Source organism: Pseudomonas sp. PS01297 (assembly GCF_029959305.1).
GTDB lineage: Bacteria > Pseudomonadota > Gammaproteobacteria > Pseudomonadales > Pseudomonadaceae > Aquipseudomonas > Aquipseudomonas helleri.
Map to the genome: position 1 here is coordinate 1 of NZ_JASCPQ010000010.1, position 19,889 is coordinate 19,889.

Sequence of the window (19,889 nt, forward strand, 5' to 3'; positions counted from 1 at the left end):
GGCTTGCTCGCGATGCCGACAACTCGGTCTATCTAATACACCTTGTCGGCCCAATCGCGAGCAAGCCCGCTCCCACATGCTCGCTCCTACACGATCAAATGGTTTTACTGACGCACTAACCGCAGGTTGTTGAATTCAACCGTTTCGGTACTGCGGTACGGGTTGATATCCAGCCCGCCACGGCGCACGTAGCGCGCATATACGGTCAATTTCTCGGGTTTGAGCAAACGCTGCACATCGAGAAAAATCCGCTCGACACACTGCTCATGGAAGTCTGAGTGCTGGCGAAAGCTCACCAGATACGCCAGCAAACTGGCGTGATCCAGCGCTGCACCACGGTACTCCACCACCACGGTGCCCCAGTCTGGCTGGCTGGTGACAGGGCAGTTGGACTTGAGCAAGTGGCTGTACACGCTCTCCTCCACAACCTGCGAGGCGTCGCACTTGAGCAACTCAGGACGCGGGTGCGCGTAATCGCTGACCGTTATGTCCAGATCATCAATGCATACACCCGGCAAAACGCCTACGCCATCTGCTTGAACGTCATTCAAGCTGCGCACACGCACGCTCACAGGCTTACCAGAAGCGGCTGACAAATCCGCCTGCAAGGTGGCTTCCAAGGCTTGCGTGTCGGCAAACACGGTCTGGTTCAGCGAGTTCAGGTACAGCTTGAAAGACTTGGATTCAACGATGTTCGGCGAATCAGCGGCAAACGCGAATTCACCAATGGCCACCACGGGCTTGCCCGAGGGCAATAGCCACGACAGTTCGAAGCAGTTCCAGAAGTCCACTCCCACATAAGGCAGCGTGTCGGCGCTCAGCCCAAGCTCCGCCCATTTCGCCGCACGCGGGATCGGGAAAAGCAAGGACGGGGTGTAGGTACTGATGTATTCACTGGACTTGCCCAGCGGCGAATGTTCGGCTGCGGGATGCATGACAAAAACCTGGCTAGAAAAACCCGGCAATTCTACAGGCTTTCAGCCCCCGCAGACGATCAGACCGATTTAAGGTGCAACTTTCAACTGCCCCACCATGCCCGCCTGGTAATGCCCCGGCACATTGCAGGCAAATTCCAGGTTGTCCGTTTTGCTGAAGGTCCAGGTCAGTTCGGCCGTTTTACCCGGCTCCACCAGCACGCTGTTAGGGTCATCATGCTTCATGCCCGGCATGTTCATCCCGCCATGCCCCATCGCCGAGTGATCCATACCTGCGTGATTGATGCCGGTGGGCGTCAACATGCCGCTCTGCTGCATGTCGAGCATCTCTTTTTGATGCGCCGCGTGCATAGCCGCGTGCCCCAGGTTGAATTCGTGCAGCAATTGGCCTTTATTGACCAGCACAAAACGCACGGTCTCGCCGGCTTTTACATCCAGCGTCTTGGGGTTAAAGGCAATGTCGGTCATGTCGACTTCCACCGTGCGCGCGGCACTGGCGGCAGGCGCCGGATGACCAAAGTCAAAGTGCTCCCCCGGCGAGGCCATGACCGGCAAACTCAGCGCCAGCAAACAACCCGCAAGAGACAAACGCTTGTGTACCGCCATACTTACCTCCAGAAACATGCAGTCAGACTTTGTACCACCTTAAAGCGGCGCGACTGGCATTCAACTGACCGCTAGATTACAACTTTGTAAGCTTGACCCTACGAACAAAGCCGCCCTGTATAAGGCTGAGGTGAATTTTGTGATGAGTTGCCCATGAAACTGCTGATTGTCGAAGACCAGGCCAAAACCGGCCAATACCTGCGCCAAGGCTTGAGCGAGGCAGGCTTTACCACCGAGTTGGCCACCGACGGCATCACTGGCCAGCATTTGGCCCTGACGGGCGATTACTCGCTGCTGATTCTCGATGTAATGCTGCCCGGTCGCGACGGCTGGCAGATTTTGCAAGCGGTGCGCAGCGCCGGGCTGGATATTCCCGTGCTGTTCTTGACCGCCCGTGATGCCGTAGAAGACCGCGTGCATGGCCTTGAGCTGGGGGCCGATGATTATCTGGTCAAACCGTTCGCCTTTTCTGAACTGCTGGCCCGGGTGCGCAGCTTGTTACGGCGCGGCAGCAGCACTACCCAAGAGACCAGCCTGCAATTGGCCGACTTGCGCCTGGACCTGATTCGCCGCCGCGTCGAACGCGCCGGTCAGCGCATCGATCTCACCGCCAAAGAGTTTTCATTGCTGGAGTTATTGTTGCGCCGCCAGGGCGAAGTGCTGCCCAAATCGTTGATCGCCTCGCAAGTGTGGGACATGAACTTCGACAGCGACACTAACGTGATCGAAGTGGCGATTCGCCGCCTGCGCCTGAAAATCGACGACAACCATGAACACAAGTTGATCCACACCGTGCGCGGCATGGGTTACGTGCTTGAAGAGCGCGCGCCCTGATGCGGCGTCTGTCACTGAGCACTCGCCTGGCCCTGCTGTTTGCCGGCTGCACGGCGGTCGTCTCGTTATTTGCCGGGGTGTTGTTTGGCCGCGCCAGCGAGATGCACTTCGTCGAGCTTGATCAACAACTGATGGAAAGCCGGCTCGCGGTCTTGCGCAGCACATTGCATGGCGTGGATTCCCTCGACATGTTCAAGCAACGCTTGCCGGCACTGCTGCAAGACCTCAGCCATCAGCCCGACCTGGCGGTACGAGTGCGCGGCCCGGACGGACACCTGTGGTTTGACAGTTCGACGCGCTTGCCGCTGGAGTTGCCTACACAGCCGGGGCTGGGCAGCCTGCAGATCAATGGCACCGATTACCGGGTCCTCAACCCTCGCACTGACAACCCTGATGCGCCGCAACTGACGTTATTGCTCGACATCACCCATCACCAGCACTTTCTGCAACGCATGCAGCACTTGATCTGGATGACGGTCGGGCTTTCGGCACTGGCCACCGCCCTGCTCGGTGCCTGGGCGGCCCGTAGCGGGTTGCGCCCGCTGCGCCGTATGAGCGCGATTGCTGGCAGCGTGTCCGCCGACTCGTTGAATGCCCGCCTGCCTCACGCACAGATGCCGCCCGAACTGGCGGAGCTGGCCATCGCCTTCAACGCCATGCTGGAGCGCCTCGACGACTCCTTTCAGCGCCTGTCGGCGTTCTCCGCCGATATTGCCCATGAACTGCGCACACCGCTGTCCAACGTACTGACGCACACCCAAGTCACCCTGACCCGGCCGCGAGACATCGAAGCTTACAAAGAAGCGCTGCACAGCAACCTTGAAGAACTTCAATGGATGGCCCAACTGGTCAACGACATGCTGTACCTGGCCAAAGCCGACCACGGCTTGCTGACCCCGCGCCGCGAGCCCCTGGAGCTGGCCAATGAGGTGGATTCGCTGCTGGAGTTTTATGCGTTGCTGGCCGAAGATTCACAGATCGAACTGACCCGCGAAGGCCATGCCCAAATCGCCGGAGACCGCAGCATGTTGCGGCGCGCCCTTTCCAACCTGCTGGATAACGCCTTGCGTTACACACCGGCTGGCGGGGAAATCAAGGTGGTGATCAGCGAAGCGGCGACCGCTGTACGCATCAGCCTGTCCAACACCGGCACCGGAATCAGTGCCGATTTGTTGCCGCGCTTGTTCGACCGTTTTTACCGGGCCGACCCGGCGCGCAGCGAAGGCAGTAGTGAGCATGCAGGGCTGGGGTTGGCCATCACCCAATCGATCATTCGCGCCCATGGCGGGCAGATCAGGTGTGAATCGCAGGAAGGCTGGACACAGTTTGTGATTGAGTTGCCACGCAACACCTGACCCATCCTGTAGGAGCGAGCTTGTCTCGCGATCTTTTGATCTTTAAAAGATCGCGAGGCAAGCTCGCTCCTACAATCAGGAATACCGCAACGCGTGTGCAGGCTCGATCTTGGCCGCGCGGTAGGCCGGGTACAACGTCGCCAAAAAGCTCAACAAGAACCCCGCGCCGCAGATCAACGCGACGTCGCCACCTTGCAGCTCTGACGGCAGGTTGCTGACGAAGTACACGTCCGAGCTGAAAATATGCTGCCCGGAAATCCGCTCGATCCAGCCCACCAGCTCGCTGACATTCAAGGCGGCAATCACGCCCAGTACGCCACCGATCAACGTACCGACGATGCCGATCACCGTGCCCTGCACCATGAAAATCGCCATGATCTGACGCGGCGTCGCGCCAATGGTGCGCAAGATCGCGATGTCCGCACCCTTGTCGTTCACCACCATGATCAAGGTGGCGATGATGTTGAACGCCGCCACGGCGACAATCATCAGCAGCAACAGGCCGATCATGGTTTTTTCCATTTTCATGGCGCTGAACAGGCTGCCCTGGGTATGGGTCCAGTCATCAGCCTTGTAGTCCGCGCCCAGCCCGGCAGCAATTTGCTGCGACACTTTTGGCGCTGCGTACAAGTCTTTGACCGCAAGGCGTACGCTCTGCACCTGATTAGGCTGCCAATGCTGAATGGTCGCAGCATCGGCCATGTTCACCAGGCCCATCGAACCATCCAGCTCAGCGCCGACCTTGAAGATGCCGACCACGTTCAAACGCTGCAAGCGCGGGGTAATCCCGCCGGGTGCGGTGCTGGCCTCGGGTACGATCAAGGTGATTTTGTCACCGACGCTCAAGCGAAAACGCCGCGCCGTGATATCCCCCAGCACAACACCGAACTCGCCCGGCTTAAGGTCTTCAAGCTTGCCCTGCACGATGTGCTTGGCGACAATGGACACCTGCCCTTCCAATGCCGGATCCACACCGCTGATCTGGATCGGTTGCATCGAGCCTTTGTACGACAACATGCCGTCCATCTCGGTAAACGGCACAGCCGCCGTGACTTCCGGGTTTTTCATCGCTGCTTCGGCCACCGGGCGCCAGTCATCAATCGGCTTGACGCCAACGATGGTTGCGTGCGGCACCATGCCGAGGATGCGGTTACTCATCTCGCGCTGAAAACCGTTCATCACCGACAACACCACGATCATCGCCAGCACGCCCAGGGCGAGGCCGATCATCGAGGTCATGGAGATAAACGAAACAAAACGATTGCGGCGCTTGGCGCGGGTATAGCGCGTGCCGATAAAAATCGATAACGGTCTGAACATTCGCGGGCACCGTATAAAAATAAAAGGCCCGACGCCGTGATTCAGCGTCGGGCTTGGCCGATCAAATCGCGGTCAGGCGACCTTCTTGAAGGTGCAACACGCGATCCATCTGCCGGGCCAGGTTCATGTCGTGGGTCACCACCAGGAACGCGGTGCGCATCGAGGTGCTGAGTTCCAGCATCAAATCCTGAATGCCTTGGGCGGTGTGCGAGTCGAGGTTACCGGTGGGCTCATCGAGCATCACCAGCCCCGGCTTGTTCACCAGTGCACGGGCAATTGCCACACGCTGGCGCTCACCACCGGACAGCTCGGCGGGTTTGTGCTCAAGGCGATGGCCCAGGCCGACACGGGTCAGCAACGCTGTGGCACGCTCGCGCGCCTCCGGGATCGGGGTTTTGCCGATCAGCAGCGGCATGCACACGTTCTCAAGTGCGGTGAACTCCGGCAGCAAGTGGTGGAACTGGTACACAAAGCCCAGCGAGCGGTTACGCAGCAGGCCACGGGCCTTTTCGCCCAACGCCGACAACTCTTCGCCGGCCAGCCACACGCTCCCGGTGGTCGGGGTATCGAGGCCGCCGAGCAGGTTCAGCAAGGTACTTTTACCCGAACCCGAGGTACCGACAATCGCCACGCGCTCACCCGGGTGCAGCTCTAACTGCAGGCCCGATAACACCACCACCGACTCCGGGCCTTCCTCGTAGGCCTTGCCCAGGTCGCGGCAACTCAACACTGCTTGTTCTTTCATGCCCAACTCACTCATAACGAAGCGCCTGCGCAGGCTGGGTGCGCGCAGCACGCCAGGCCGGGTACAAGGTCGCGAGGAAACTCAGAACCAACGCCGCACCGCACACCATCAACACATCCTGCGCCTGCAATTGCGACGGCAGGTAGTCGATAAAGTACACGTCAGCATTGAGAAACTTGTGACCGATCAGGCCTTCGAGGGCCGAAATCGCAGCGCTCACATTCAGCGCGGCAAGGATGCCCACCACCGCGCCGATGGCCGTGCCAACCACGCCAATCACCGTGCCCTGCACCATAAAGATCGCCATGATGGTGCCCGGTGTCGCGCCCAAGGTCCGCAGAATGGCGATGTCGCCTTTCTTGTCATTGACCACCATCACCAGCGTGGAAATGATGTTGAACGCGGCTACGGCCACGATTAGCAACAGCAGCAGGCCGATCATGGCTTTTTCCATGCGGATGGCCTGGTACAGGTTGCCGTGGGTACGGGTCCAGTCACGGGCGTAATAGCTGTCACCCAAATGCTGGGCGATTTCCCACGCGCCGCGCGGGGCCTCGAACAAATCACCGAACTTGAGGCGCAAGCCCTGTACCTGATCAGGCTTCCAGCGCTGCATGCGCGCCAGGTCCTGCAAATTGGTCAGACCGAGGTAGCCGTCGATCTCGCCCGCACCAACATGGAAAATGCCCTGCACGGTGAAGCGTTTCATGCGCGGGAACATGCCGGCTGGGGTCACGGACACTTCCGGGGCCACGAATGTCAGCTTGTCGCCTACACCCACGCCCAGCGCCTTGGCAGCCTTGTCACCAATAATGATGCCGAAGCTGCCGGGCGTCAGGGAGTCGAGCTGCCCCTCCAGCATGAAGTGATCGATGATCGAGACTTTGCGCTCCTGCACCGGGTCGATGGCATTGAGCAGGACTTTCTGCACATTGCCATCATGGGTCAGCAACCCCTGCATCTGGGTGAACGGCGCAACAGCCTCCACTTTCGGGTTCTGCTGGACCTTGGCGGCCAGGCTTTGCCAGTCTGTAATCGGTTGATCGCCGACGATGGTCGCGTGGGGCACCATGCCCAGCACGCGGGTGCGCATCTCATGATCGAAGCCGTTCATCACCGAGAGCACGACAATCATCACGACCACGCCAAGAGCGAGCCCGATCATTGAAGTCAGGGAAATAAACGACACAAAATGATTGCGACGCTTTGCACGGGTATAACGCGTGCCAATAAATACGAAGAGAGGTCTGAACATGTCGGGGCTTGTTCTGGGGAAAAGAAGGCGTCCTTGTGGCGGGGCCTGATAAGCAGCTTTACACTCTGACCACAGCCGCCATCATGGGTTCGCCATGTCGACATTAGATGAAGCAAATCGCCGCGAATACTACCGTATCGAGGATGTGATCGCACTGGAAATCACCCCACTGTCGGCCGCCGAGGTCGACAGCGGTAAAGTGTTGCAGGATGCATCCCCGCTCTTCAATTTGCTCAGTGAATTGCACCTCAGCGAATTCGAGTCCCAACACCTGTTGCGCCAGATCAGTGAGCGCGACCGCACGCTGTCCAGTTACCTTAAAACCCTGAACAAACGCGTCGACCTGCTCAGCCAGATCGTCGCGCAAACCGTGCTGGGTAAAGTCGGCGAACTGCAGCCAGTCACCCTGTCCGAAGGCGGTATCGACTTTCACCACCCGCAAGCGTACCCGGTTGATAGCCATGTATCGGTCAAGCTGGTGCTGATGCCGCAAGCCTTGGGGTTGTTGCTGCGCGCCCGGGTCATTGAATGCCGGGCCGACGCCGGGCGTTATTGGATAGCGACAGAATTTGAAGCACTGAGCGAAACCCAGCGCCAATTGCTGGCACGCCATATCTTGCAAAAACAGGCTCAGGCACGGCGCCTGGCGCGCGACTTAGACGATCCAACGACCGAGTAAGCCTTCAACGGCCTCTCTGTAGACGCAGTGAATGCTGCATAAAGGAGCAATTGTGACCCTGATTTATGGCCATCGCGGCGCCAAAGGCGAAGCACCGGAAAACACCCTTGCCAGCTTTGAGCAATGCCTCAAGCACGGCGTCCGTCGTTGCGAACTGGATTTGCACTTGTCCAAAGATGGCGAGTTGATGGTGATCCACGACCCGACCCTCAAACGCACCACCGACCGACGCGGCAAGGTGATTGAACAAACCGCTGCCGACCTGGTGACCTATGACGCACGTAAAGGCGGCCCGGGCTGGGTGCATCCGTGCCCGATTCCGCGTCTGGAAGAACTGTTTGAAAAGTGCAACTTTGAGCACTGGCAACTGGAAGTCAAAAGCGCCTCACGCACCCGCGCTGCCACCACCGTGCTGGCGATCCGCGAAATGGCTGAACGCCATGGCCTGATGGACAAAGTCACCGTCACCTCCAGCTCGCGGGAAGTGCTCAAGGCCGCGCTGGAACTGACCCCGGACCTGTCACGCGGCCTGGTAGCCGAGTACGCCTGGCTCGACCCGCTGAAGGTCGCCCAGAATTACGGTTGCGAGATGTTGGCATTGAACTGGACACTCTGCACGCCTGAACGTCTGGCCAAGGCTCAGCGTCAGGGCTTGCATGTGTCGGTATGGACAGTCAACGAGCCTGCACTGATGCGCAGACTCGCTGATTTCGGCGTCGACAGCCTGATTACAGACTTTCCCGGTTTGGCCACTGCCACCCTTGGGAATGGCTGAAATCGGTCTCCCCGGCCGGCTCAGGCCACCGGCCGGAGCCACTTAAAAAAGCCGGTTGAGGCCATCGTAAGCGGCTACCCGATAGGCTTCGGCCATGGTCGGGTAGTTGAACGTGGTGTTCACGAAGTACTTCAGGGTGTTCAGTTCGCCCGGCTGGTTCATGATCGCCTGGCCGATGTGTACGATTTCTGAAGCCTGATAACCGAAGCAGTGAACGCCCAGCACTTCAAGGGTTTCGCGATGGAACAGGATTTTCAGCATGCCCTGAGGCTCGCCGGCAATCTGTGCACGCGCCATGCTCTTGAAGAACGCCTTGCCCACTTCGTACGGTACTTTGGCCTGGGTCAGTTCCTGCTCGTTCTTGCCGATCGAGCTGATCTCCGGAATGGTGTAAATACCGGTCGGTACGTCATTGACGAAGCGCCAGCTGCCATTGTCGACAATGCTGCCAGCGGCTGAACGGCCCTGGTCGTGAGCAGCACTGGCCAGGCTTGGCCAGCCAATCACATCGCCTGCGGCGTAGATGTTCGGCACGTCGGTGCGGTAGTTTTCATCCACATGCACCTGGCCACGGCCATTGGCCTTGAGGCCGACGTTTTCCAGGCCCAGTTGATCGGTGTTGCCGGTACGGCCGTTGCACCAGAGCAAGGCGTCTGCCTTGATCTTTTTGCCGGATTTAAGGTGCAGGATCACGCCGTTTTCAACGCCTTCAACACGCTCGTACTCTTCATTGTGGCGAACAGTGACGTTGTTGTTGCTGAAGTGATAGCTAAGCGCCTGGGAGATTTCGGCGTCGAGGAAGCTGAGCAATTGCCCACGGTTGTCGACCAGCTCAACCAATACACCCAGACCGCTGAAGATCGATGCGTATTCGCAACCGATCACGCCAGCGCCGTAAATGATCAACTTGCGCGGGGTGTGGCCCAGGCTGAGGATGGTGTCGCTATCGTAGATACGCGAGTGGGTGAAATCGATATCGGCCGGGCGATAAGGACGCGAGCCGGTGGCGATAATGATTTGCTTGGCGATCAGGGTTTCAACCACGCCGTTAGGGCATACCACCTGGATGGACTGTTCGTCGTTGAAGCTGCCGGTACCGAAGAACAGGTCAACGCGGTTGCGCGCGTAGTAACCGGTGCGCGAAGCCACTTGCTTGGAAATGACTTTTTCAGCGCTTTTAAGCACGTCCGGGAACGAGAACCAACGCGGCTCACCAATGGCCCGGAACATCGGGTTGGTGTTGAACTGCATGATCTGGCGAACCGAGTGACGCAAGGCTTTGGACGGGATCGTGCCCAAGTGCGTGCAGTTGCCGCCGACCTGACGCCGGCTGTCGACCATTGCTACCTTGCGCCCTGCTTTAGCGGCGTTCATTGCCGCGCCTTCTCCTGCAGGGCCAGAGCCCAGTACCACTACATCGTAGTTGTAGACAGCCATGCGTACTCCTCAGAACAGGCCGTGGCACCGCTTTGGGCACCTACGGCTAAATCATGTCGCGGCCAGCGCCATGAAGGATCAAAACGTGGGGCACAGTCTATAGAAGCCTGACCGCGGCGAACATTAACCCTTGGTCTTGTCGTAGGCTAATTTTGTCTGCACTACATCACCGTTTGCATTTCACCCTCATGTCAGCCTCGCCAAAAGCCGCGTTCACTCAAAAGCAAGAAAGCGGTAATGCACATAATGTTGCGTTCATTTTGCGCACCAAAAATCATCAAAAGACCAAAATTCGCCGGAGCATCTCGCTCACCCTGCCAGGATTAATCAAAAAAAATCGCCAGCCTTTGCGGGCCCCTAGCACTTGAATCCGACGCGCAACAGCAACAAAAGTTGCCTGAACGGCTTGATACACATATCGTTACAAAACTGTTTTGTACAACGGCGTGCGCCTTGATCTTGCAGTGTGGACAAGCAACAAACATGGATTACGCATAAAACAGATAACAGCGGGTGATTTCTGATGGCCTCCAGTACAGGCAAAGGCAAAGCGATTTTTCGCGTTGTCAGCGGCAACTTTCTCGAAATGTTTGACTTCATGGTCTTTGGCTTTTACGCCACGGCCATTGCCAAAACCTTCTTCCCCAGTGACAGCGCTTTCGCATCCTTAATGCTTGCCCTGGCGACCTTTGGCGCCGGTTTCCTGATGCGTCCATTGGGCGCTATTTTTCTGGGTGCCTACATCGACCGCCACGGCCGTCGGAAAGGTTTGATCATTACCCTGGCCCTGATGGCCATGGGCACCGTGCTGATTGCCTGCGTACCGGGTTATGCCACCCTGGGCGTCGCGGCACCGCTGCTGGTGTTGCTCGGCCGTCTGTTGCAAGGCTTCTCGGCGGGCGTGGAGCTGGGCGGCGTATCGGTGTACCTGGCGGAAATCGCCACACCGGGCCGTAAAGGCTTCTTCGTGAGCTGGCAGTCCGCGAGCCAACAGGCTGCGGTGGTTTTCGCAGGCTTGATGGGCGTTGGTTTGAACCACTGGTTGAGCCCGGAAGACATGGGCGACTGGGGCTGGCGGATTCCGTTTTTGATCGGCTGCATGATCGTGCCGGTGATCTTTGTCATCCGTAAGTCCATGGAAGAAACACCGGAGTTCGAAGCCCGCAAACATCGCCCTACCCTGCGCGAAATCATAACCTCCATCGGCCAGAACTTTGGCCTGGTACTGGGCGGTATGGCGCTGGTGGTCATGACCACTGTGTCTTTCTACCTGATCACCGCCTACACCCCGACCTTCGGCAAGACCGAGCTGCACCTGTCAGATCTTGAAGCGTTGCTGGTGACCGTCTGCATCGGCCTGTCGAACTTTATCTGGCTGCCGATCATGGGCGCACTGTCTGACAAAATCGGTCGCCGACCGCTGCTGCTGGGCGCAACCATTCTCGCCATCCTCACCGCCTACCCGGCGTTGTCCTGGCTGGTGGCCAACCCGAGCTTCAGCCACTTGCTGATCGTGGAGTTGTGGTTGTCGTTCCTGTACGGCTCGTACAACGGTGCAATGGTGGTTGCCCTGACCGAAATCATGCCCGCAGAAGTGCGCACCACAGGCTTCTCACTGGCTTACAGCCTGGCAACCGCGACCTTCGGCGGCTTTACCCCGGCCGCGTGTACCTACCTGATCCACGCCTTGGACAACAAAGCAGCGCCCGGCCTGTGGCTCACCGGTGCCGCCGTGTTGGGCCTGATTGCCACCGTGGCACTGTTTCGCGGTAACAAGCACCAGTTGCGCGTGGCGCAAGCGGCTTAAGCGGACCTGCACATATTTGTAGGTGCGAGCTTGTCTCGCGATCTTTTGATCGTTTAAAAGATCGCGAGGCAAGCTCGCTCCTACTGAGTTTTTAAATGCCGCACACAAAAACGCCCCGAACCAGTCGGGGCGTTTTTAGTTGCAGCGAGTGCTTAGCGCGGGAACGCTGGCGGGTTAACCCCGGCCATGTCTTCCATCACGCGCACTACCTGGCAGCTGTAACCGAATTCGTTGTCGTACCACACGTACAGCACAACGCGGTTGTCATTGCAGATAGTCGCTTCAGCATCCACCACACCGGCGTGACGCGAACCCACGAAGTCAGTCGATACCACTTCCTGGGAGCTCACGAAGTCGATTTGCTTGTGCAGATCGGAGTGCAGCGCCATGTGACGCAGGTAGTCGTTCATTTCTTCGCGGGTAGCCGGCTTCTCAAGGTTCAGGTTGAGAATGGCCATCGACACGTTTGGCGTCGGAACACGGATCGCGTTACCGGTCAGCTTGCCAGCCAGCTCAGGCAATGCCTTGGCAGCAGCTGTCGCAGCACCGGTCTCGGTGATCACCATGTTCAGCGCGGCGCTACGGCCACGGCGATCGCCTTTGTGGAAGTTGTCGATCAGGTTCTGGTCGTTGGTGTACGAGTGAACAGTCTCAACGTGACCGTTGACGATACCGAACTTGTCGTTGACAGCCTTGAGCACCGGCACGATGGCGTTGGTGGTGCAGGATGCCGCAGAAACGATCTTGTCGTCTGCGGTGATTTCGCCGTGGTTGATACCGTGAACGATGTTCTTCAGCTTGCCTTTACCCGGCGCAGTCAGAACAACGCGGTCGATACCCGGGCACTGCAAGTGCTGACCCAGGCCGTCGGCGTCACGCCATACACCGGTGTTGTCCACCAGCAGGGCGTTCTGAATGCCGTACTGGGTGTAGTCCACCTCAGTCGGGTTCTTCGCGTAGATCACCTGGATCAGGTTACCGTTGGCGGTGATGGTGTTGTTTTCTTCGTCGACCACGATGGTGCCGTCGAACGGACCATGCACCGAGTCACGACGCAACAGGCTGGCGCGCTTGACCAGATCGTTTTCGGCGCCTTTGCGCACAACGATGGCACGCAGACGCAGGCCGTCGCCGCCACCGGTTTTTTCGATCAGGATACGGGCCAGCAGACGGCCGATACGACCGAAGCCGTACAGCACAACGTCAGTGCCTTTACGTGCAGAAGCGTTTTGCTGACCAACCACATCGGCCAGTTCTTCGCGAACAAACTGCTCGGCCGTACGGCCATTGCCTTCAGCCTTGAACTTGACTGCCAGCTTGCCCAGGTCTACCGACGCGGCGCCGAGCTTGAGCTCGCTCATCGCTTTGAGCAGCGGGAAAGTTTCGTGCACGGACAATTCGCTGTCATCGGACTGGCGATGACGGGCGAAGCGGTGCGCTTTGAGAATCGCAATGACTGAACGGTTGATCAGGCTGCGGCCATAGATCGAACTCACCACATTGTTATTGCGGTAAAGCTGACCGATGAGCGGAATCATCGCTTCTGCGAGTGCTTCACGGTCGATCCATTCACCAAGACACTGGTCGGGCTTCTGAGTCACGGGAACCTTCCACATGTAGGGGCTGAAAAAAGGGGCTACATTATGCAGTTGTGTCCAGACATGGGCAATGCACGCCTGTCACACACCTCAACTGAAACGTTTAAGCACCAATAAATAAAGGTAAATAATTTTCTAACAATGGGCTTTTTTGCGGCTTCAAGCCGTGCTGCAACGCCCTCTGGCCCACTGTTTTACGCCTTGAAGCGGTGAATTCAAGACTCCATTAAAGACGGCAACTGACAGCCATCCCCTTGGCCGTTACACTTAGCCTCTTTGCCGCAACGCTTGGAGCTCAACCTTCCGTGCCCGTCCTGCGTCTACCCAAACTCCCTGCTACAGCAGGTAAACAGCACTGGAGCAATCTGCCCGGTGCTGCCCTGAGCCTCGCCATTGCCGAGGCCGCCAGCGCCGCCAAGCGCTTCACCCTGCTCCTGACTGCCGACAGCCAAAGCGCTGAACGCCTTGAGCAGGAATTACGCTTTTTCGCCCCCGAACTGCCGGTGCTGCATTTCCCCGACTGGGAAACCCTGCCCTACGACTTGTTCTCGCCGCACCAGGACATCATTTCCCAGCGCATTGCCAGCCTCTACAGGCTGCCAGAGCTGGACCACGGTGTTTTGGTAGTGCCGATCACTACCGCCCTACATCGCCTGGCGCCGACCAAGTTCTTGCTGGGCAGCAGCCTGGTGCTGGACGTGGGGCAAAAGCTTGATGTCGAGCAAATGCGCACGCGCCTTGAGGCCAGTGGTTATCGCTGTGTTGACACGGTGTATGAGCATGGCGAGTTCGCCGTGCGCGGTGCGTTGATCGACCTGTTCCCGATGGGCAGCAAACTGCCGTACCGGATCGACCTGTTCGACGATGAAATCGAGACCCTGCGCACCTTCGATCCGGAGACCCAGCGTTCAATCGATAAAGTGGAGTCGGTGCGCTTGCTGCCGGCCCGCGAGTTCCCGCTGCAAAAAGACGCCGTGACCCGTTTCAAGGCGCGCTTTCGCGAGCGCTTCGATGTCGACTTCCGTCGCTGCCCGATCTTTCAGGACCTGACCAGCGGGATCACCCCGGCCGGGATCGAGTATTACCTGCCGCTGTTTTTCGACGAAACCTCGACGCTGTTCGACTACCTGCCGGGGGACACGCAAGTGTTCTCGCTGCCAGGTATCGAGCAAGCGGCAGAGAACTTCTGGTCGGATGTGCGCAACCGCTACGAAGAACGCCGCATCGATCCGTCGCGCCCGTTGTTGCCCCCGGCAGAATTGTTCCTGCCGGTTGAAGACTGCTTCGCCCGGCTTAAAAGCTGGCCACGCGTGGTCGCCAGCCAGGACGACATCGACGCAGGCAGCGGTCGCGAACGCTTCCCGGCGCAACCGCTGCCGAACCTGGCCATTGAAGCCAAGGCCAACCAGCCGTTGGCGGCGCTGTCCGGGTTCCTGGAGCAGTTTGATGGCCGGGTGCTGTTCACCGCCGAATCGGCCGGGCGCCGCGAAGTGCTGCTCGAACTGCTCGAGCGCCTGAAACTGCGGCCGAAAAACGTCGACAACTGGCCTGACTTTGTCGCCAGCAAACACCGCTTGGCGATCACCATCGCCCCGCTGGATGAAGGCTTGCTGCTGGATGACCCGGCGCTGGCGCTGATCGCCGAAAGCCCGCTGTTCGGGCAACGCGTCATGCAACGTCGACGCCGTGAAAAACGCGCCGACGCCAACAACGACGCAGTGATCAAAAACCTCACCGAACTGCGCGAAGGCGCGCCGGTGGTGCATATTGACCACGGTGTGGGCCGTTATCAGGGGCTGGCGACGCTGGAAGTCGACAATCAGGTGGCAGAGTTCCTCACCCTCGAGTACGCCGAGGGCGCCAAGCTCTACGTGCCGGTAGCCAACCTGCACCTGATTGCCCGCTACACCGGCAGCGATGACGAACTGGCGCCGCTGCACCGCCTGGGCTCCGAGACCTGGCAAAAAGCCAAACGCAAGGCCGCTGAACAAGTGCGTGACGTGGCCGCCGAGCTGCTCGACATCTACGCCCGCCGCGCCGCCCGCGAAGGCCATGCGTTTGCCGACCCGAAGGCCGATTACGCCACCTTCAGTGCCGGCTTCCCGTTTGAAGAAACCCCGGACCAGCAAACCACAATCGAGGCCGTGCGCGCCGACATGTTGTCGCCCAAGCCGATGGACCGTCTGGTGTGTGGCGACGTGGGCTTCGGTAAAACCGAAGTGGCCATGCGCGCGGCCTTTATTGCCGTGCACGGCGGCCGTCAGGTGGCGATTCTGGTGCCAACCACCCTGCTCGCCCAACAGCACTACAACAGCTTCCGCGACCGCTTTGCAGACTGGCCGGTGCGCGTTGAAGTGATGAGCCGCTTCAAGTCCGCCAAAGAGATCAACCAGGCCGTGGCCGATCTGGCCGAAGGCAAGATCGACATCGTGATCGGCACGCACAAGCTGCTGCAGGACGACGTCAAAATCAAAAACCTGGGGCTGGTGATCATCGACGAAGAACACCGCTTCGGGGTGCGTCAAAAAGAACAACTCAAGGCGCTGCGCAGTGAAATCGACATTCTGACCCTCACCGCCACGCCGATCCCGCGCACGCTGAACATGGCAGTGTCGGGCATGCGTGACCTGTCGATCATCGCCACGCCCCCGGCGCGCCGGTTGTCGGTGCGCACCTTCGTCATGGAGCAAAACAACAGCACGGTCAAAGAGGCCCTGCTGCGTGAATTGCTCCGTGGTGGCCAGGTGTACTACCTGCACAACGACGTTAAAAGCATCGAAAAATGTGCCGCCGAACTGGCAGCCCTGGTGCCAGAAGCGCGGATCGGTATCGGCCACGGTCAGATGCGCGAACGCGAACTTGAACAGGTGATGAGCGACTTCTACCACAAGCGCTTTAACGTACTGATCGCGTCGACCATCATCGAAACCGGTATCGACGTGCCGAGCGCCAACACCATCATCATCGAGCGTGCGGACAAATTCGGCCTGGCGCAGTTGCACCAATTACGCGGCCGTGTAGGGCGCAGTCACCACCAGGCCTACGCCTACCTGTTGACGCCACCGCGCCAGCAAATCACCGGCGATGCGCAAAAGCGCCTCGAAGCCATCGCCAACACCCAGGACCTGGGTGCCGGTTTTGTTCTGGCCACCAACGACCTGGAAATCCGTGGTGCGGGCGAGCTGCTCGGCGACGGCCAAAGCGGCCAGATCCAGGCGGTCGGTTTTACCCTGTACATGGAAATGCTCGAGCGCGCGGTCAAGTCGATTCGTAAGGGCGAGCAGCCCAACCTTGAGCAGCCATTGGGCGGCGGACCTGAAATCAACCTGCGCGTCCCCGCACTGATTCCAGAAGCCTACCTGCCGGATGTGCATGCGCGCCTGATCCTCTACAAGCGCATTGCCTCGGCCACCGACGAAGACGGTCTCAAAGACTTGCAGGTCGAGATGATCGACCGCTTTGGCCTGCTCCCGGAGCCGACCAAGAATCTGGTGCGTATTACCCTGCTCAAATTGCAGGCCGAACATCTGGGTATCAAGAAGATCGACGCCGGGCCACAAGGCGGGCGTGTCGAGTTTGCCTCCGACACACCGGTTGATCCGCTGACCTTGATCAAACTGATCCAAAGCCAGCCCAACCGCTATAAATTCGAAGGCGCCACGCTGTTTAAATTTATGGTGCCGATGGAACGTCCGGACGAGCGCTTCAATGTCATCGAGGCCCTCCTGGAGCGCCTCACGCCGAAGTCGTCGTAATGGGACCTGCGCAATGAAACACCCATGCCCCCGAACCTGAACCCGCGACTGACCAAGCCGCTCGCACCGACTTGGGTCAGTCGTTTCAAAGAACAAAGCCTGGAGCGTGGCCGCCGCTACGCCCGGGAAAACCGTGTCAGAATCGCGCAGATCGGCGACAGCATGATCACGGCCAGTTGTCAGGGTTCCGGGGACAACACCTATCGCCAGACCATACAGTTGCGCGAGTCCGCCAAAGGCACCCTGCTGCTGGTGAGCGCGAACTGTACTTGCCCTGTACGCACTAACTGCAAGCACACCGCTGCCGTTTTACTGAAGATTGAAGACACCTTGAACTACCCCGCTGCTGCCCAGGACGCCGAGCTTCTGGAAAAACTCCAGGCCGTACTCGACTCGCGCCGCCCCAACAACCTCCCAGAAGTGCTGAGTGAAGACGTGCAGCCAACGCCACGGCTGTGGCTGGCCAGCGCCGAATTCAGCGCCTTCGAACCGCGCAACGGGAAAATGCAGCGCTACACCCAGCACCGCGCCGCGCTGTCATTCAATTACCTGGATCACTACGCCAGCGGGCACAAAGCCGCAGACATCCTGATACGCCAGGAGCACCAAACCCTGCGCATCAAACGTCAGCCCGAGGCAGAAAACGCCTTTCGCGAGCAGTTGCGCGAGCTGGGCTTCAAAATCGCTACCCGCCAGAGCAAAGCCCTGCCGGAGAGCGCCGGCGAGCTGTTTGAAATGGTCAACGACAGCGCCTGGCTCAACTTCACTCTGAACCAGATGCCCGGCCTGCGCGAGCAAGGCTGGGAGCTACAGATTGACGAAGATTTCGGCTTTGACCTGTCGCCGATCGAAGACTGGTACGCCAACGTCGACGAAGCCCCGGAGCACGACTGGTTCGACCTGGAGCTGGGGATTATTGTCAACGGCCAGCGCCTGAGCTTGCTGCCGATTCTGCTGAACCTGATGCGCTCGCACACCGACATCCTCAGCCCCGAAAAACTCGCCCGACGCCGCGACGACGAACTGATTCTGGTGAATATCCCGGCCACGCCCAACAGCGGCCACGGCCCGCTGCAAGTGGCGCTGCCCTACGGCCGCCTGAAACCGGTACTGGCGACCCTGGACGAGTTCTATCTGGGTGAGCCGGGCGCCACCGCATTGCGCATCAAAAGTGCTGACGCCCCGCGTCTCAATGCGCTGGACGCCATGCCGTTGCGCTGGGAAGGCGGCGAGCACATCCGCGGTTTTGCCCAACGCCTGCGCGACATCAAAGACTTCAGCGTCGACGCCCCCGAAGGGCTCAATGCCAACCTGCGCCCGTATCAACTGGAAGGGTTGAGCTGGATGCAGTCACTGCGCCAGCTTGAAGTCGGCGGCATTCTTGCGGACGACATGGGCCTGGGCAAAACCCTGCAAACACTGGCGCATATTCTCTGCGAGAAAAATGCCGGACGCCTCGACCGCCCGGCCATGGTCGTAATGCCCACCAGCCTGATCCCCAACTGGCTGGACGAAGCCGCGCACTTCACCCCGCAACTCAAGGTGCTGGCATTGGTGGGCGCAACGCGCAAAAAACACTTCGACCACCTTAACGACTACGACCTGATCCTAACCACCTACGCGCTGTTGCCCAAAGACAGTGTGCAGTTGGCCAAACTGGCGCTGCACGTGTTGATCCTCGACGAAGCGCAGTACATCAAGAACCCTGGCAGCAAGGCGTCACTGGCCGCCTGCGAGCTGGTGGCCCGCCAGCGCCTGTGCCTGAGTGGCACGCCACTGGAAAACCACCTGGGCGAACTCTGGTCACTGTTTCACTTCCTGCTTCCCGGATGGTTGGGCGACATTAAAACCTTCAACCACAACTACCGGGTACCGATTGAGCGCCAGGGCAGCGATGAGCGGTTGCAGCACCTGAATGCCCGGATAAAACCGTTTTTGTTGCGTCGCACCAAAGAGCAAGTCGCCACCGAGCTGCCGCCAAAAACCGAGATCATCCATTGGGTCGACCTCAACGAAGCTCAGCGCGACGTGTACGAAACCATGCGCCTGGCGATGGATAAAAAGGTCCGCGACGAAATCACCCGCAAAGGCGTAGGCCGTAGCCAGATCATCATTCTCGAAGCGCTGCTCAAGCTGCGCCAGGTGTGCTGCGACCTGCGCCTGGTCAGCAACACCCCGCCGAAAAAAGGCAGCACCTCGGGCAAGCTGGACAGCTTGATGACCATGCTTGAAGAACTGTTTGCCGAGGGGCGGCGCATCCTGTTGTTTTCGCAGTTCACCTCGATGCTGGAACTGATCGAAGCCGAACTGAAGAAGCGCAACATCCGCTACGCCCTGCTCACCGGGCAAACCCGCGACCGACGTACGCCGGTCAAGGACTTCCAGAGCGGCAAGCTGCAGATCTTCCTGATCAGCCTCAAGGCGGGTGGTGTGGGATTAAACCTGACCGAAGCCGACACCGTGATCCACTACGACCCGTGGTGGAACCCGGCCGCCGAAAACCAGGCCACCGACCGCGCCTATCGCATTGGCCAGGAAAAACCGGTGTTTGTGTACAAGATGATTGCGCGCGGCACCGTGGAAGAGAAAATCCAGCACCTGCAGCAGGAAAAATCAGATTTGGCGGCAGGCGTACTCGATGGGCGAATTGCCGGAGACTGGAAACTGCAAGACGACGACATCGACGCCTTGTTCGCGCCATTGCCGCCTAAAAACGAAAAACGCTAAAAAAACCTGTCTGTAGGAGCGAGCTTGCCTCGCGATCTTTTAAAAAGGTCGCGAGGCAAGA

At 59.1% G+C, this 19,889-nt stretch carries 14 protein-coding genes; 7 read left to right on the top strand and 7 right to left on the bottom strand.

Going from position 1 to position 19,889, the window contains the following annotated elements; translation table 11 throughout:
• Positions 1–104: 104 nt before the first annotated feature.
• Both queF and QMX84_RS05515 read right to left on the bottom strand, forming a co-directional pair.
• Entirely contained in the window at positions 105–935 is an 831-nt protein-coding gene (gene queF, locus QMX84_RS05510) for an NADPH-dependent 7-cyano-7-deazaguanine reductase QueF (RefSeq protein ID WP_282363369.1), read from the bottom strand.
• Positions 936–1,004: 69 nt separating this feature from the next.
• A complete protein-coding gene (locus tag QMX84_RS05515; protein ID WP_262125674.1) occupies positions 1,005–1,541 on the bottom strand; it encodes a cupredoxin family protein in 537 nt (178 codons plus the stop codon).
• Between the two features lie 153 nt (positions 1,542–1,694).
• On the opposite strand from QMX84_RS05515, the gene QMX84_RS05520 reads away from it, so the two are divergent.
• Together QMX84_RS05520 and QMX84_RS05525 are read left to right on the top strand one after the other, a co-directional pair.
• Complete coding sequence (locus tag QMX84_RS05520) at positions 1,695–2,375, top strand: heavy metal response regulator transcription factor (RefSeq protein ID WP_123750253.1); 681 nt, start codon at positions 1,695–1,697, stop codon at positions 2,373–2,375.
• A complete protein-coding gene (locus QMX84_RS05525) occupies positions 2,375–3,730 on the top strand; it encodes a heavy metal sensor histidine kinase (RefSeq protein ID WP_282363370.1) in 1,356 nt (451 codons plus the stop codon). Before QMX84_RS05520 ends, QMX84_RS05525 begins: the two co-directional genes overlap by 1 nt.
• A gap of 75 nt (positions 3,731–3,805) precedes the next feature.
• Here the strand turns inward: QMX84_RS05525 and QMX84_RS05530 are convergent, their stop codons facing one another.
• From QMX84_RS05530 to QMX84_RS05540, 3 genes are all read right to left on the bottom strand, one after another.
• On the bottom strand, positions 3,806–5,050 hold the full coding sequence (locus QMX84_RS05530) for a lipoprotein-releasing ABC transporter permease subunit (RefSeq protein ID WP_048389308.1): 1,245 nt from the start codon (positions 5,048–5,050) through the stop codon (positions 3,806–3,808).
• Between the two features lie 61 nt (positions 5,051–5,111).
• Positions 5,112–5,795, bottom strand: a complete 684-nt coding sequence (gene lolD, locus QMX84_RS05535; RefSeq protein WP_173430604.1) for a lipoprotein-releasing ABC transporter ATP-binding protein LolD — start codon at positions 5,793–5,795, stop codon at positions 5,112–5,114.
• A 7-nt stretch (positions 5,796–5,802) separates the two neighbouring features.
• Complete coding sequence (locus tag QMX84_RS05540) at positions 5,803–7,050, bottom strand: lipoprotein-releasing ABC transporter permease subunit (RefSeq protein WP_282363371.1); 1,248 nt, start codon at positions 7,048–7,050, stop codon at positions 5,803–5,805.
• A gap of 94 nt (positions 7,051–7,144) precedes the next feature.
• Here QMX84_RS05540 and QMX84_RS05545 point away from each other — a divergent pair, with 94 nt between their 5' ends.
• Both QMX84_RS05545 and QMX84_RS05550 read left to right on the top strand, forming a co-directional pair.
• A complete protein-coding gene (locus QMX84_RS05545) occupies positions 7,145–7,729 on the top strand; it encodes a PilZ domain-containing protein (RefSeq protein WP_262125667.1) in 585 nt (194 codons plus the stop codon).
• 52 nt (positions 7,730–7,781) lie between these two features.
• A complete protein-coding gene (locus tag QMX84_RS05550; protein WP_048368699.1) occupies positions 7,782–8,504 on the top strand; it encodes a glycerophosphodiester phosphodiesterase in 723 nt (240 codons plus the stop codon).
• Between the two features lie 42 nt (positions 8,505–8,546).
• Here QMX84_RS05550 and sthA read toward each other — a convergent pair whose 3' ends face one another.
• On the bottom strand, positions 8,547–9,941 hold the full coding sequence (gene sthA, locus QMX84_RS05555; RefSeq protein ID WP_048368700.1) for a Si-specific NAD(P)(+) transhydrogenase: 1,395 nt from the start codon (positions 9,939–9,941) through the stop codon (positions 8,547–8,549).
• Between the two features lie 523 nt (positions 9,942–10,464).
• Here sthA and QMX84_RS05560 point away from each other — a divergent pair.
• Positions 10,465–11,748, top strand: a complete 1,284-nt coding sequence (locus tag QMX84_RS05560; RefSeq protein WP_048389313.1) for an MFS transporter — start codon at positions 10,465–10,467, stop codon at positions 11,746–11,748.
• Between the two features lie 152 nt (positions 11,749–11,900).
• Here the strand turns inward: QMX84_RS05560 and QMX84_RS05565 are convergent, their stop codons facing one another.
• A complete protein-coding gene (locus QMX84_RS05565; RefSeq protein ID WP_153334247.1) occupies positions 11,901–13,364 on the bottom strand; it encodes a glyceraldehyde-3-phosphate dehydrogenase in 1,464 nt (487 codons plus the stop codon).
• A gap of 287 nt (positions 13,365–13,651) precedes the next feature.
• Between QMX84_RS05565 and mfd the strand changes: the two genes are divergently transcribed.
• Positions 13,652–17,101, top strand: a complete 3,450-nt coding sequence (gene mfd / locus QMX84_RS05570) for a transcription-repair coupling factor (protein ID WP_262125666.1) — start codon at positions 13,652–13,654, stop codon at positions 17,099–17,101.
• A 24-nt stretch (positions 17,102–17,125) separates the two neighbouring features.
• A complete protein-coding gene (locus QMX84_RS05575) occupies positions 17,126–19,828 on the top strand; it encodes a DEAD/DEAH box helicase (protein ID WP_262125665.1) in 2,703 nt (900 codons plus the stop codon).
• Positions 19,829–19,889: the final 61 nt, after the last annotated feature.